The 14,010-nt window shown below is 72.8% G+C and carries 16 protein-coding genes; 9 read left to right on the forward strand and 7 right to left on the reverse strand.

The features are described 5' to 3' along the window. Window positions 1–50 precede the first annotated feature (50 nt). The 4 genes from KV205_RS09280 to KV205_RS09295 form a co-directional block, all read right to left on the reverse strand. Window positions 51–965 (reverse strand): amino acid ABC transporter permease, encoded by a 915-nt coding sequence (locus KV205_RS09280; protein WP_265863609.1) that lies wholly within the window; start codon window positions 963–965, stop codon window positions 51–53. Beyond that, entirely contained in the window at window positions 962–1,627 is a 666-nt protein-coding gene (locus KV205_RS09285) for an amino acid ABC transporter permease (protein ID WP_265863610.1), read from the reverse strand. Before KV205_RS09285 ends, KV205_RS09280 begins: the two co-directional genes overlap by 4 nt. 10 nt (window positions 1,628–1,637) lie before the next feature. Further along, window positions 1,638–2,477 carry a glutamate ABC transporter substrate-binding protein gene (locus KV205_RS09290; protein WP_265863611.1) on the reverse strand — a complete coding sequence of 280 codons (840 nt, stop codon included), beginning with the start codon at window positions 2,475–2,477 and terminating at the stop codon, window positions 1,638–1,640. A 61-nt stretch (window positions 2,478–2,538) separates the two neighbouring features. After that, window positions 2,539–3,294, reverse strand: coding sequence for an amino acid ABC transporter ATP-binding protein (locus KV205_RS09295; protein WP_265863612.1), 756 nt, complete (start codon window positions 3,292–3,294; stop codon window positions 2,539–2,541). A gap of 317 nt (window positions 3,295–3,611) precedes the next feature. Between KV205_RS09295 and KV205_RS09300 the strand changes: the two genes are divergently transcribed. From KV205_RS09300 to KV205_RS09320, 5 genes are read left to right on the forward strand one after another with little or no spacing between them, the layout of a single operon-like run. Then, window positions 3,612–4,223, forward strand: a complete 612-nt coding sequence (locus KV205_RS09300) for a prephenate dehydratase domain-containing protein (protein WP_265863613.1) — start codon at window positions 3,612–3,614, stop codon at window positions 4,221–4,223. Next, window positions 4,220–5,542 (forward strand): DUF6421 family protein, encoded by a 1,323-nt coding sequence (locus tag KV205_RS09305; protein ID WP_265863614.1) that lies wholly within the window; start codon window positions 4,220–4,222, stop codon window positions 5,540–5,542. The genes KV205_RS09300 and KV205_RS09305 overlap by 4 nt, the downstream gene beginning before the upstream one ends. Beyond that, a complete protein-coding gene (locus KV205_RS09310) occupies window positions 5,539–6,594 on the forward strand; it encodes a DMT family transporter (protein WP_265863615.1) in 1,056 nt (351 codons plus the stop codon). The genes KV205_RS09305 and KV205_RS09310 overlap by 4 nt, the downstream gene beginning before the upstream one ends. Next, entirely contained in the window at window positions 6,591–7,868 is a 1,278-nt protein-coding gene (locus KV205_RS09315) for an ATP-grasp domain-containing protein (RefSeq protein ID WP_265863616.1), read from the forward strand. Before KV205_RS09310 ends, KV205_RS09315 begins: the two co-directional genes overlap by 4 nt. Next, a complete protein-coding gene (locus tag KV205_RS09320) occupies window positions 7,865–8,746 on the forward strand; it encodes a branched-chain amino acid aminotransferase (protein WP_265863617.1) in 882 nt (293 codons plus the stop codon). Before KV205_RS09315 ends, KV205_RS09320 begins: the two co-directional genes overlap by 4 nt. 68 nt (window positions 8,747–8,814) lie before the next feature. Here the strand turns inward: KV205_RS09320 and KV205_RS09325 are convergent, their stop codons facing one another. Then, window positions 8,815–9,507 carry an alpha/beta hydrolase gene (locus tag KV205_RS09325; RefSeq protein WP_265863618.1) on the reverse strand — a complete coding sequence of 231 codons (693 nt, stop codon included), beginning with the start codon at window positions 9,505–9,507 and terminating at the stop codon, window positions 8,815–8,817. 207 nt (window positions 9,508–9,714) lie between these two features. Between KV205_RS09325 and KV205_RS09330 the strand changes: the two genes are divergently transcribed. Then, the gene (locus tag KV205_RS09330; protein WP_265863619.1) at window positions 9,715–10,173 is read left to right on the forward strand and encodes a Crp/Fnr family transcriptional regulator; all 459 of its coding nucleotides are present in this window, start codon (window positions 9,715–9,717) and stop codon (window positions 10,171–10,173) included. A 32-nt stretch (window positions 10,174–10,205) separates the two neighbouring features. Here KV205_RS09330 and KV205_RS09335 read toward each other — a convergent pair whose 3' ends face one another. After that, complete coding sequence (locus KV205_RS09335; RefSeq protein WP_265863620.1) at window positions 10,206–10,691, reverse strand: GNAT family N-acetyltransferase; 486 nt, start codon at window positions 10,689–10,691, stop codon at window positions 10,206–10,208. 221 nt (window positions 10,692–10,912) lie between these two features. On the opposite strand from KV205_RS09335, the gene KV205_RS09340 reads away from it, so the two are divergent. Genes KV205_RS09340 through KV205_RS09350 form a run of 3 tightly spaced genes read left to right on the forward strand, consistent with a single transcriptional unit; the run spans window position 10,913 to window position 13,259 of the window. Next, window positions 10,913–12,199, forward strand: coding sequence for a diacylglycerol kinase family protein (locus KV205_RS09340; protein ID WP_265863706.1), 1,287 nt, complete (start codon window positions 10,913–10,915; stop codon window positions 12,197–12,199). Further along, a complete protein-coding gene (locus KV205_RS09345; RefSeq protein ID WP_265863621.1) occupies window positions 12,192–12,773 on the forward strand; it encodes a phosphatase PAP2 family protein in 582 nt (193 codons plus the stop codon). Before KV205_RS09340 ends, KV205_RS09345 begins: the two co-directional genes overlap by 8 nt. A gap of 54 nt (window positions 12,774–12,827) precedes the next feature. Next, complete coding sequence (locus KV205_RS09350; protein WP_265863622.1) at window positions 12,828–13,259, forward strand: PPOX class F420-dependent oxidoreductase; 432 nt, start codon at window positions 12,828–12,830, stop codon at window positions 13,257–13,259. 18 nt (window positions 13,260–13,277) lie between these two features. Here the strand turns inward: KV205_RS09350 and KV205_RS09355 are convergent, their stop codons facing one another. Beyond that, entirely contained in the window at window positions 13,278–13,994 is a 717-nt protein-coding gene (locus KV205_RS09355; protein ID WP_265863623.1) for a GntR family transcriptional regulator, read from the reverse strand. Between the last annotated feature and the right edge of the window lie 16 nt (window positions 13,995–14,010).

Below are 14,010 nucleotides of genomic sequence, written 5' to 3' on the forward strand. Positions count from 1 at the left end.
CCGGAGTGCCCCGGGGCGAGCATCCGGGGCGCGGCGTCGTTCGTCCGGACTCAGGGCCGTTCCCCGCCGCCCGGCGGGTGTTCGCCGGGTACGGCGAGCTCCTCCACCGCCTCCACGCCGACGACGGCTCCGGTGGAGCGCTTGCCGCGGCGCAGCCGGCCCTCCAGCCAGGAGGCGAAGGTGGTGAGGAGGAAGTTGAGGATCACGAAGACGACGGCGACGATGGTGAACGAGGCGATCGTGTTCGCCCCGTAGTTCGCGCTCATCGGGCGCACGGAGGCGAGCAGTTCCGAGAAGCCGAGCATCGCGCCGCCGAGCGCGGTGTCCTTGACGATCACGACGAGCTGGCTGACCAGGGCGGGCAGCATCGCGGTGACGGACTGCGGGAGCAGCACGTACGCCATGGTCTGGCCCTTGCGCATGCCGATCGCCTTGGCCGCGTCGGTCTGCCCGCCGGGCAGGGCGAGGATGCCGGCCCGGACGACCTCGGCGAGGACCGAGGAGTTGTAGAGCACGAGCCCGGTGACGACCGCGTACAGCGGCCGGTTCTCGGGGCTGACGTCGGTGAACTCCGAGTAGGCGGCGTTGGCGAAGAGCATCAGGATCAGTACGGGGATGGCGCGGAAGAACTCCACGACCGTGCCGGCCGTCGCCCGTACCCAGGTGTGGTCGGAGAGCCGGGCGATGCCGAACAGCGCGCCGAGCGGCAGGGCGATCACCATGGCGAGGGCGGCGGCGATGACGGTGTTCTTCAGGCCCGGCAGGATGTACGTGTTCCAGATCCGGGGGTCGGTGAAGAACGGATCCCACTTGGTCCCGTCGAGCTGGTTCTTGGCGGCGAGGCTGTCCACCACCCACCACACCAGGGCGCCGATGGCGACCAGGAAGAGCACGGTGAAGAGGACGTTCCGACGGCGGGCGCTCGGCCCGGGGACGTCGTAGAGGACGGTCGGCTTCTCCTTCATCGCTTCACCGCCACCTTCTTGGCGATCCAGCCGAGGAACAGTCCGGTGGGCAGGGTGAGACAGATGAAGCCGAAGGCGAAGATCGCGGAGATGAGCAGGAGCTGCGCCTCGTTCTCGATCATCTCGCGCATCAGGAGCGCGGCTTCGGCGACGCCGATGGCGGCGGCGACGGTGGTGTTCTTGGTGAGGGCGATGAGGACGTTGGTGAGGGGGCCGACGACCGAGCGGAAGGCCTGCGGCAGCACGATGAGGCGCAGGGTCTGGGTGAAGTTCAGACCGATGGCGCGGGCGGCCTCGACCTGGCCCAGGGGCACGGTGTTGATGCCGGAGCGCAGGGCCTCGCAGACGAAGGCGGAGGTGTAGGCGGTGAGGCCGAGGACGGCGAGCCGGAAGTTGATGGTCGTGAAGTCCTTGGCGCCCAGGCTGACTCCGAGGGTCTGGAAGAGGCCGAGCGAGGTGAAGACGATGATGACGGTGAGCGGGATGTTGCGGACGATGTTGACGTAGACGGTGCCGAAGCCCCGCATGAGGGGAACGGGGCTGACGCGCATGGCGGCCAGCAGCGTTCCCCAGATGAGGGAGCCTATGGCGGAGTAGAACGTCAGCTGGATGGTGGTCCAGAAGGCGCCCAGGATGTCGTAGCCCTCGAGGAAGTCGAACACGGCGGCCTGCTCACTGGACGATGACGCCGATCTTGGGGGCGGGTTCGTTCTGGTAACCGGCGGGGCCGAGGTTCTTGTCCACGGCGGCCTGCCAGGATCCGTCGGCGACCATCTTCTCCAGGGCCTTGTTGATCTGGTCCTTGAGTTCGCTGCCCTTCTGGACGCCGATGCCGTAGTTCTCGTTGCTCAGCTTGAAGCCGCCGAGCTTGAACTTGCCCTTGAACTCGGGCTGCGCGGCATAGCCGGCCAGGATCGAGTCGTCGGTGGTCAGGGCGTCGATCACGCCGTTCTCCAGGCCGGTGAGGCACTCGGAGTAGCCGCCGTACTCCTGGAGCTGGGCGTTCGGGGCGATCTTCGTCTTGACGTTCTGGGCGGAGGTCGAGCCGGTGACCGAGCAGAGCTTCTTGTTGTTGAGGTCGGTGGGCTTGGTGATGGTGTTGTCGTCCGCGCGGATCAGCACGTCCTGGTGGGCGAGGAGGTAGGGACCGGCGAAGTCGACCTTCTCCTGCCGCTTCTCGTTGATCGAGTAGGTGGCCGCGATGAAGTCCACGTCGCCGCGCTGGAGCAGCGTCTCACGGTCGGCGCTCTTCGCCTCCTTCCAGACGATGTCGGACGGATCGTGGCCGAGTTCCTTCGCGACGTACGTCGCGACGTCGACATCGAAGCCCGTGTACTTGCCGTCCGGCGTCTTCAGGCCGAGGCCGGGCTGGTCGAACTTGATCCCGACGGTGATCTTGTCGTCGCCGCCCCCGCCGCCGCCACCGTCGTCGCTGCACGCGGCGCCGGTGAAGGCGAGGACGACCGCGGCGGCCGCGGCGACGGTGATCCTGCGGTTCCTGTGCGGGTTCATGGTCTTCACTCCACGGTGGTGCGGGTACGGGTACGGGTTTCGGGTGGGGGTACGGTGCGGGTCAGTGCTTGAGGATCTTCGACAGGAAGTCCTTGGCGCGCTCGCTGCGCGGGTTGCTGAAGAACTCGTCGGGCGTGGTCTCCTCGACGATCCGGCCGTCGGACATGAAGACCACACGATTGGCCGCCGAGCGGGCGAAGCCCATCTCGTGGGTGACGACCACCATCGTCATGCCGTCCTTGGCCAGCTGCCGCATGACCTCCAGGACCTCGTTGATCATCTCCGGGTCGAGCGCCGAGGTCGGCTCGTCGAACAGCATCACCTTGGGGTCCATGGCGAGCGCGCGGGCGATCGCGACGCGCTGCTGCTGTCCGCCGGAGAGCTGCGCCGGGTACTTGTCCGCCTGGTTGGCCACGCCGACCCGCTCAAGCAGGGCGCGGGCGCGTTCCTCGGCCTTCTTGCGGTCCTTCTTGCGGACCTTGATCTGGCCGAGGGTGACATTGGCGAGGACGGTCTTGTGGGCGAAGAGGTTGAACGACTGGAAGACCATGCCGACGTCGGCGCGCAGCGCGGCCAGCGCCTTGCCCTCGGCGGGCAGCGGCCGGCCGTCGATGGTGATGGTGCCGGAGTCGATCGTCTCCAGCCGGTTGATGGCACGGCACAGCGTGGACTTGCCGGACCCGGAGGGCCCGATGACGACCACGACCTCCCCACGGTGGATGGTGAGGTCGATGGACTGGAGCACGTGGAGCGCGCCGAAGTGTTTGTCGACGTCGCTCAGGACGACGAGTGCGTCGCCACCGTCCGGGACGGCCATGACACCCTCCTGGGTCACCGCCCCCGTATCGCCGCTTCCTCCCCACGTTCATGCTCCGCCCTCCGCCCGGGAGGCGCACGCCGGGCCGGGGCGCGCGGACACGGAGCGTGGCGGGGCGGCCGTACGGCGCGAGAGGAACGGCGCGGGTGAACGGCGGGCGGCGGAGGCGCAACGTCCGTATTTCACCATCCGGGACGCGCCCGAAAGGCCTTGCCCTCGCTCGCCCGCACTTGCTTGGATCTTGTCCGCTCGCAGAACCAGGAACAGCGCACGACCTGCCGGTGCCACACGCAGCCCACGGAAAGGCCCCCACACCGATGCACGCGCGACCGGACGACGTCCGTCATCTGCACACGTTAGGTCCGCACGGGACGAACCTGGAGGCCGCCTCTCACGAGTGGCTGCGCCGCCGCGGCGTCACCGACGGCTCCGTCACCCTGCACGCCTCGATCGAGGAGGCCCTGGAGGCCGTCCCCGACGACGGCCGGCACGCGCTCACCGCGTGCGCCGTCTACCCCGCCCTGCACACGCTGGTCTTCGCCAATCTGCACCGGCTGCACATGATCGACAGCTTTGTGATGCCGACCCACAACATGGTGCTCGCCAGCCGCGGTACGGACACCCCGGCCGTGGTCGCCTCGCACCCGGCGCCCCAGGGCCTGGTCCGGCCGGCCCTCGCCCCGGCCGGCGTCGAGGTGCTCGAGGTGCTGAGCAACTCCCAGGCCGCGATCGACTGCGCGGAGGGCCGGGTGGACGGCTGCATCACCACCATCGTGGCCGCCGAGCGCCACGGACTGCGGGTGATACGCGACTTCGGGCCGGTGCCCATGGTCTTCACGGTGCACCAGGTGCTCGCCGTCGACCTCTCGTCCGACGCCGCCGCGATCGCGTCCGACACCGCCGCACCGCTCGCCGGGGCCGCCCGATGAGCCTGCGTACGACGCCCGCCGCGGGACGGCCCGCCACCGCGCCCGTGCCGGAGTATCTGCTCGCCGAGGCGACCGTGCTCATGGACTCGCTGATCCCGCTGGTGAACCGCTTCCGGACGCGCCAGGCCGACGACGGCACGGTGCCGGCGCCCACGGCCGACGACCGGGAACTGCTGGCACGGATACGGGACGAGGGCGCGGCCTGGTACCGGCGGCACGCGCTCGACGGGCAGGCGGCGGCCCTGGAGGCCGACGTCGACGGCTGGCTGGCCGCCGGGCTCGACACCCGCCCGCACTTCGGGCGCTCCCGGGACGCGCTCGCCGCGCCCGCCGACGGCGAGACCACGTTCTTCCTGGCGCCGATCCAGACCACCAACAGCGCGCCGCCGGTCGGCAAGCGGCTCGACTGCTTCTTCGCCCTGCGCAAGGAGCCCGACGCGCTGCCGGTGCTCGCCGAGAGCTTTCCGCACCCCAAGAACAACTGCCAGTCGCTGATCCTGCTCACCGGCAGCGCGGGCTTCGCGCACGGCTCGTGCATCGTGTTCTTCCCGGAGAACGTGGCCGCGCACGACAAGGTCACCGAGCAGCCGTACGCGATGTTCTTCTTCAACAAGATGCGCAAGATCCACGAGACGTACGCGCTGCCGGCCGCCGCCGCGGTGCTCACCGCGGACTCGCTGCCCCGCGCGTCCGGCGGGCTCGCGGCCGACGTGTGCTTCGAGGCCCGCGCGATCTGGGGCTATCTCCACGACGCGATGCACTACCAGGGGCTGTGGCCGTTCGACGAGCACATCGCGCTCAAGATGAACTGGTTCGTGGGGCTCCTGGAGGAGATCAAGGTCGACGCGAAGACGGTGCTCGCCTGCGCGGACAGCGGGCTCGTGCCGTACGCCGCGGAACAGATCGCGATGATCCTCATGGAGCGGGTCTTCCGCTATCCGCAGGCCGACGACGCCACCGGCAACTTCGACTCCGGCACCGGGGTCTTCCTCTACTCCTGGTTCCGCGAGCACGGCGCGCTCACCGGCGACCCGGCCGGCGGCGGACTGCTCCGGCTCGACCTCGAACGGGCCGTCGAGGCGCTGCGCGCCTATGTGGCCACCATGGAGAAGCTGGAGGCGGAGGTCACCGAGGACGCCGAATACCGCTCCCGCGCACGCGAGCTGGTACGGGAGTACCTGCCGGCGCCGGAGTCGGACCGGGACGCCTCGGGGCGCCGGCTGCGGTACGCCTTCACCGCCGACCAGGAGGTCCTGCGGCGCGCCAAGGGCGGGCTCGACCGGCTGCCGCCGCTGGAGTTCGCGCGGGCGGAGTGGTGACGGACCACGACACGGAGCACGGCAGGGCGGGGCACGGGCAGCGGGGCGGGCGGCTCGCCGTCCCGGGGCTCGCCGCCCTGATGGTGCTGCTGCTCGCGACCGGCTGGCTGCTCTCCGGGCATCTGGTGAGCGGCGCGCCCGCGCTCGCGGTCGCCGCCGGCCGGACCGCGGCGAGCTTCGTGGTGATCACGGCGGTCGCGGCCGTGCTGCCGCGCACCTGGGCCGGGGTGCGCACCGCCACGGCCCGCCCGGGAGCGGTGGCCGTGCTCGCGTTCCTCGGCTTCTTCGCGTACTACTCGGGCACGCTGCTCGGCACCAGCCGGATCGGGGCGTCCCGGGTCGGTCTGATCGTGTCCCTGCTGCCCTGTCTCACCTTCCTGATCGGCATCGCCGCCTTCCGCGAGCCGTCCACCCGCCGCAAGCTGCTCGGCACGCTCCTCGCGGTGGCCGCCGCCTGCGGGTACGCGGTCGCCGACGGCCGGGCGGGCGGCGACACGGTCGGCACGGGCGCGCTGCTGACCGGCGGTCTGATGGCGCTCGGCGGCACCTTCACGTACGCGCTGTACGGCTATGTCTACCGGCAGCGCATGGCGGACGTGCCGCCGCTCGCCGCGCTGCCCGCGATCACCGGCGCGGGCACCGTGATGCTGGGCGCCGCGACGCTGCTCTTCGTGCCGCTGGGCTCCGTGGACGCGGCCGACTGGGCGGGGATCGGGGTGCTCGGCGCGGTGCTCACCGCGCCGGTGTTCGTGATCTCGCACGAGCTGATCCTGCGCAAGGGCCCGCTGTTCACCTCGGCGGTGGCGCTGGTCGTGCCGTTCCTGGTACGGCTCGGCGAGTGGGCGCTGGGCACGGCGGGCCCGCCCGGGCCGCTGGTCGTGGCGCTCATCGCGGTCTGCGCGGCGGGCGTCTGGCTGACCGTCGGCGGGCGCGCCGCGCCGCCCCGGCCCGTACCGGCGCCGCAGCGGCCCGGCGACCAGGACGCGGAGACCCGGGACGCCGGCGAACAGGACGCCGAAACCACCGCACCGAGGCAAGGAAACCGTTCATGACCGAAGCCCGTCCCACCGTCGTCCTGCTCTACCAGCGCGTCTCGCTCCCCTGGATCTTCGAGGGCGCCGCGCGGGCCGGCGTCGACGTGGTGCTCGTCCCCCGGCCCGACGAGGAGGTGCCGGCCGACCGGCTGCCGCCCGCCGTCGTCGAGGTGCTGCCGCTGGACGTGGACGGCGACCCGGCGGGGGCACTCGACGCGCTGCGCAAGCGGCACGAGGCCCGCCCGTTCCAGGGCGTCGCCACCCTGTTCGACCCGCTGGTGCCGTTCGTCGCGGAGGCCGCCGAGCTGCTCGGGCTGCCCGGCATCGGCCGGGACACCGCGCTCGGCGCCCAGGACAAGCGGGTCATGCGGGAACGCCTCGCGGCGGCCGGGCTCAACGTGCCGCGGTTCGCCCGGGTCGACGGCCCGGACCCCGAGCCGGGCCTCGCGGCCGCCGGCGAATTGGACTTCCCGGTCGTGGTGAAGCCCGCGCACGGCTTCTCCAGTCTGGGCGTGACCCGCGCCGACACCCCGGACGCGCTGCGCGGCACGGTCGGCGAGGTCCGCCGGGTGTGCGCCGCCAAGCTGGGCGTGACGGACGCGGCGCTCGTGGTCGAGGAGTATCTGGACGGGCCCGAGTTCGCCGTGGAGTCCCTGGTGTCCGGGGGCAGGGTCCGGATCCTGTCGATCGGCTACAAGGGCGAGCCGGAGGGCCCGTACTTCGAGGAGAGCGTCTACCGGGCGCCCGCCGTCCTGCCGGCCGCGGTCCGCGACGCGGTGGTGCGCGAGGTGACCGCCGCCCACGCGGCGCTGGGCATCGCCGACGGCCCCACCCACACCGAACTGCGGCTGCGCGGCGGCACGAAGCCGTACCTCCTGGAGATGGGGGCACGGATCGGCGGCTCCGGGGTCTCGCACTATGTGGCCTCGCACGTCAGCGGGGTCGACCTGGCCGCCGAGGCGCTGCGGATCGCGGTGGGCGGTGCGCCGGCCGGCGGGTACGGGGAGGGGCTCGCCGAGCCGGTCGGGGCCGCCGCCAACTACATCGTGCCGTGCGGCGGGCACGGCCGGATCAGCGCCGTGCACGGCCTGGCGGCACTGCGGGACGACCCGCGCGTCGACCACGTGGTGCAGATGCTGTTCCCGGGCGACGAGGTGCGCCCGTACCCGGACTTCACCGGCTATCCGGCCTTCGTGATCTCCCGGCACGGCAGCACGGCGGAGGCCGAGGAGTTCCACGCCCTCCTTGAGCGGGCGATCCGCATCGACTACGCCGAGGAGGCCACCGCGTGAGCCCCGAACCCTTCGACGACCGGGACGGCAGCGTCTGGCTGGACGGCGCCTTCGTGCCGTGGCGGGAGGCCCGGCTGCACGTCCTCTCGCACGGACTGCACTACGGCGGCGCGGTGTTCGAGGGCGTGCGGGTGTACGGCGGGCGTCCGTTCAAGTCCGTGGAGCACGCGGAGCGGCTGCGGGCCTCGGCCCGCGAGCTGAACTTCGCGCTCCCGTACGCGGCGGCCGAACTCGACGCCGTCACCCGGGAGATCGTGGCCCGCGAGGGCATCACCGACGGCTATGTACGGCCGGTGGCCTGGCGCGGCGCCGAGCAGATCAGCGTCTCCGGGGCCGGCAACAGCGTCCATGTCGCGGTGGCCGCCTGGGAGTGGCCGCACGTCTTCGCGGACGGGGCGCAGGAGCGGGGCATCCGGCTCAAGACCTCGCGCTGGCGTCGCCCTTCGCCGGACACCGCCCCCGTCCGGGCGAAGGCGGCCTCGCTGTACGCGATCGGCACCCTGGCCCGCGACGAGGCGGAGGCGGCCGGCTTCGACGACGCGCTCCTCCTGGACCACCGGGGCCGGCTCGCCGAGGCGACCGGCGCCAATCTCTTCCTGGTGATCGACGGCGAGCTGCACACCCCGGTCCCGGACGGCTTCCTCGACGGCATCACCCGGCAGACCGTCATCGCCCTGGCCGGTGACCTCGGCCTGACGGTACGGGTACGGGGCATCGACCCGGCCGAACTCGCCCTGGCCGACGAGGTGTTCCTCACCGGCACGGCGTACGAGGTGCAGCCGGTGCGCACGGTCGACGACCGCGCGTTCACGGTCGGCAAGACGACGCTGCGCCTCGCGGAGGCGTACGGGGAGCTGGTGCGGCGAACCGAGCCGTAGAAGGAGTGACGGCCCGCCCCGTTCGGCCGACGGGGCGGGCCGCGTCTTGTGGTGGTGCCGTCCGGGGCTCAGCCGGTCTCGCGGACCGCGGCCTCGATCAGGTCGCAGACCTCGGCCGGGCGGGAGGCAAGCGAGGCGTGGCTGGCGTCGAGTTCGACGATCTTGCGCGGGTTCATCCGCTGGGCCATCCGGCGCTCGTTGTCCGGGTGGATGGCGTGGTCCTGGGCGGAGACCTGGTACCAGGACGGCTTGGTGCGCCAGGCGGGTGCGGTGACGGTGTCGCCGAAGGTGGAGCCGACCGGCGCCTTCTGGGTGACGGCCATGACCAGGGCCTCGTCGGCGGTGAGGTCGGCGCAGAAGGTCTCGTGGAACTCGTCCTGCTTGATCCAGAGGTAGCCGTCCGAGTCGGGCACGATGCTGCTGAAGCCCGCCGGCGGCATCTCCTGGCTGATCTGGCCGGGGCTCTCCCCCGCGTCCGGCGCGAACGCCGCGATGTAGACGAGCGCCGAGACGTTGGGCAGGTCGCCGGCCTCGGTGATGACCACGCCGCCGTAGGAGTGGCCGACGAGGATCACGGGTCCGTCGATCTGCCGGATCATCTTGCGGGTGCGCTCGGCATCGTCGGCCAGCGAGGTGAGCGGGTTCTCGACCGCGTGCAGCCGGTCGTGGCCGCGCCTGTTCAGTTCGACGATCACCTTGGACCAGTGGGCGGCGCCGCCCCAGAATCCGTGGACGAGGACGATCGAGGGCCTGTCGGCCATGAAGAGGAAACCGTTCTGCGTGGAGATCCCCCCGGGACGAGCTCACCGTATGCGGGCGGTGACCGGCCCGCCACCGGCCGTTCGGGGGGCGCCGCGACGCGTGTACGGCGTCCGTGTGACCGCCCGGGTGCGGTGTCTGCGCACGGGGCGCGGGCGGCGGACACTGGAGGCGGGACGCACGCCGCCACCGCGCAGAGGAGGCCCGCCATGAGCGCCGCCGCACCCAAGGTCAGCACGCTCCCGCCCGAGCACCGGGAACGCCTGATGGCCTTCGCCGAGGACGTGTACTTCGAGGCGGGCGACCGGTTGTTCGAGGAACAGGACCGCGCCGACCGCTTCTGGATCGTGAAGACGGGCGCGGTCACCCTGGACGCCAGGGTGCCGGGGCGCGGGGCGCCCGTCATCGAGACGCTGCGGCACGGCGAGCTGGTGGGCCTGTCGTGGCTGTTCCCGCCGTATCTGTGCCAGTCGGGCGCGGAGGCGATGACGCCGGTCAGGGCCTACGAGTTCGACGGCGCGGCGGTGCGGTCGATGTGCCGGACGGATCCGGAGTTCGGTTCGTCGGTGATGTTCTGGGTCGGCCAGATCCTCGCCCACCGGCTCCAGGTGACCCGGGTCCGGCTGCTCGACCTGTACGCCCCGCACGGCAGCGGGATCCTGGCCTGACCCCCGTACGGCGTCTCCCCGTACGGCCTGGTTCAGCCCTCCGGCGTGTCGAGCTCCTTGACGTGCCAGTCGAGCAGGGCGCCGTCGGCGCGGCTGATCTGGCCGCGCCGGGCGAAGCCGGCCCGGCGGGCCACGGCCCCGGCACCGGCACCGGCACCGGCACCGGCGGCGGTGTCGGCACCGGGCGTCTCGGCCGGCGCGAGGACGACCGCGCGACGGGCGCCCGCGGCCCGGGCGTGGTCGCAGGCGAGCAGCACGGCCCGGGTCGCGAGGCCCCGGCCGCGGGCCTCGGGCCGGAGGGAGACGCACAGGTCGACGTCGCCGCGGGCGAACCCGGCGGCCGCCGGGCGCAGCTCGACGGTGCCGACGAGCCGCCCGGCGCGGATGCCGAGGATCCGTACGGGGCCGTGGGCGCGCCACGGTTCCCAGGGGTGGGGGGCAGGGGTCCGGCCCGGGTCGTCGGGGCCGAGGGGCGACAGGGTGACGACCCCGTCCGAGAGCTTCGATTCTTCACGCACCTGAGCGATCTTGTCGCCTATCCGCCCGTGCCACAATCGGTATCCGGACGGACACGCGGAGGCATCATGCCACGCCGTCACCCTAACGGGCGCCCGGGGCGGTGCGCTCCCCCGGCGGACCGCAGGCTGGGAGCGTCGAGACGGGGAGGCCGAGGGTGAGTACGGACGATCCCGCGCGGGTGCGGGCCGCGGCCCGGTCCCGGCTGCTCGCGCGCTGCGCGATGCTGGCGGCCGTCGTCGCCGTGCTCACGCTGTTCCTGCCGTTCGGCGAGGGCGGCGTGCTGATCGTGCTCAGCGGCCTCGCCGGGCTCGCGCTGTGCGCGGCGGGCGTCTGGTGGTTCCTGGCGCACCGCGGCCCGGTGCGGTTCCTCGGCGCGCTGCTCGCGGCCGGCACACCGGTCGGCGTCATGCTCCTGTACGTGGCAGGGGGGCTGTGGCCGTCGGCGCTGACCGCCCTGGCGCTGTGGGGCGTCGCCCTGTCCTGCGCCCGCCGTGCCCTGCACCGGCCGAGCCTCGGGCACCGGGCGCGGCCCGCCGCGCGGCCCGCGCGGCCGGTGCTCCTGATGAACCCGAAGTCCGGCGGCGGGAAGGTCGAGAAGTTCGATCTGGTCGGGAAGGCCGAGCGGTTGGGCGCGAAGGTGCTGCTGCTCGCCCCGGCCGAGCCGGGCGGCGCGTTCCCGGACGCGGCCGAACTGGCCCGCGCCGCCGTGGCCGGCGGGGCGGACCTGCTGGGGGTGGCGGGCGGCGACGGCACCCAGGCCCTGGTGGCGGCCGTGGCGGCCGAGCACGACCTGCCGTTCCTGGTGATCAGCGCGGGCACCCGCAACCACTTCGCGATGGACCTCGGCCTGGACCGCGCCGACCCGTCGCGCTGTCTGGACGCGCTCACCGACGGCGAGGAGCTGCGGGTGGACCTCGGGGACGTGGCCGGGCGGCCGTTCGTCAACACCGTGTCCTTCGGCGTGTACGCGGATGTGGTGCAGCGCCCGGAGTACCGGAACGCGAAGGCGGAGACGGCGCTGAGCATGATGCCCGACCTGCTCGCCGCCGGCTCGAGTCGGCGCCTCGACGCACGGGCCGACGCCACCGAGCTGTCCGACCAGCAGGCGCTGCTCGTCTCCAACAACCCCTACAACTCGCCCGATCCCTTCGGCGGCGGCAAGCGGCCCCGGCTCGACGGCGGCGCGCTCGGCGTGGTCGGCATCCGGGTGGACGGCGCCGCGCAGGCGGCGGACCTCGCGGTGCGCGGGGCGCAGTCGGCCGGTCTGAACGTGCTGACGGCCGTCCGGGTCGAGGTCGTCTCCGCGTCCACCGAACTGGCGGTGGCCGTCGACGGCGAGGCCCTGACCCTGCCGACGCCGGTCGTCTGCACCCTGCGGCCGAGGGCCCTGCGGGTCCTGGTGCCGCGCGACCGGCCGGGCACCCTGCCCGCCGCTCCGCCGCTGAGCTGGCGCCGGGTCGTCGCGCTCGCCTGCGGCCCGCGCCGAGGAAGGACCTCCCATGACTGAGCCCGCTCCCCCGGACACCGTCCGCGCCGTGCTCGCCGATCTGCGGGCGATCGACGGCGCGCTGTACGCGGCGGTCGCCGCCACGCCCACCCCGACCCTGGACCGGGCGCTGCGGCTCCTTTCGGCCGCCGCCGACCACTCCAAGATCTCGTTCACGGTGGCCGGGGCGCTCGCTCTGGCGGGCGGCCGGGCGCGGCGGGCGGCGATCGCCGGGGCCGGCGCGATCGCGATCGCCTCGGTCTCGGCGAACCTGCTCGGCAAGCGTCTCGTACGGCGCCGGCGGCCGGACCGGGAGGCGGCCCGGGTCATCGTGGCGCGGCACGTGCCGATGCCCTCGTCGGCCTCGTTCCCGTCGGGGCACATGGCGTCGGCGATCGCGTTCGCCACCGCCGTGGGCGTGGTGCTGCCGCCGATGGCGGTCCCGCTGGGGATCCTGGCGAGCGCCGTGGGCTACTCACGGGTCCACACGGGTGTCCACTACCCGGGTGATGTCGCCGCCGGCGCCGTGCTCGGCCTGGCCGCCGCGGTGACCTCGCTGGCCGCGACCGAGGCGCTGCTGCCGGAACGGGACTGACCGGCCCCGCGCCGGCGGGAACAACCGGGCTCCTCAAGGGACTTGAAGAAGGACATGACGACCTCCTCGTTCGACACCCGCACCCTGCTCGCCGAGAGCCGCCTCGGCGTCCTCGCCACCCTGAAGGCCGACGGACGCCCGCAACTGTCCCCCGTGATGCCGTTCTACGACCCGAAGACCGAGACGCTGTACGTGTCCATGACCGAGGGCCGGGCCAAGACGGCCAATCTGCGCCGGGACCCGCGCGCCGCCCTGGAGGTGACCGCCCAGGACGGCCGGGCGTGGGCGACCGCCGAGGGCACGGTCACGCTGACCGGGCCGGGCACCGACCCGTACGGCCCGGAGGTCGAGGCGCTCGTCGAGTACTACCGGCTGGCCGCCGGGGAGCACCCCGACTGGGAGGAGTACCGGGCGGCGATGGTCGCCGACCGGCGGGTGCTGATGCGGATGTCCGTCGACCACGTCTACGGACAGTCCCTGCGCTGAGTCCGGCGTGCGGCCCGGTCAGTTCTTGCGGACCGGGCCGAGGCGGCCGGCGGGGCGCTCGACCGGCTCGTCGCGGGCCTCGGCCCACAGCGAGCGCACATGGCCGAGGTGGCGCATCATGCACTCCTCGGCGCCCTGCCGGTCGCCGGCGATCATCAGGTCGAGGAGCTCCACGTGTTCCTCCGCCGACGACACCAGCTTGCCCGCCTCGTCGAGGCCGGTCAGTCCGTACAGCCGGGAGCGCTTGCGCAGGTCGTTCACGGTCTCGACGAGACGGTCGTTCCCGGCCAGACCGAGCAGGGTGAGATGGAAGCGGCGGTCCGCCTCCAGATAGCCGATGAGGTTGTGCTCGCGCGCGTTGGTGACGATCTCCTCGGCGAGCGGGCGCAGCGCCTCCAGCTGCTCCTCGGTGGCGGTCTCGGTGACCCGGCCGACCGTGGGGACCTCGATCAGGGTGCGCAGTTCGGTGCACTGGTCGAGCTCGCGCTCGCTGACCTCGGTGATGCGGAAGCCCTTGTTGCGGACGGGTTCGACCAGGCCCTCGCGGGCCAGGTCGAGCATCGCCTCGCGCACCGGGGTGGCCGACACGCCGAGTTCGGCGGCGAGTCCGGGCGCCGAGTAGATGCTGCCCGGGCGGAGTTCGCCCGCTATCAGGGCGGCGCGCAGGGCGTGGCCGACCTGGTCGCGGAGCCGCTCCTGGGCCTTGATGAGACTGTGCTGCTTCAGGTCACCCACGCTGATCCTCCGAGAA

Source organism: Streptomyces sp. SKN60 (genome assembly GCF_026236535.1).
Classification (GTDB): domain Bacteria; phylum Actinomycetota; class Actinomycetes; order Streptomycetales; family Streptomycetaceae; genus Streptomyces.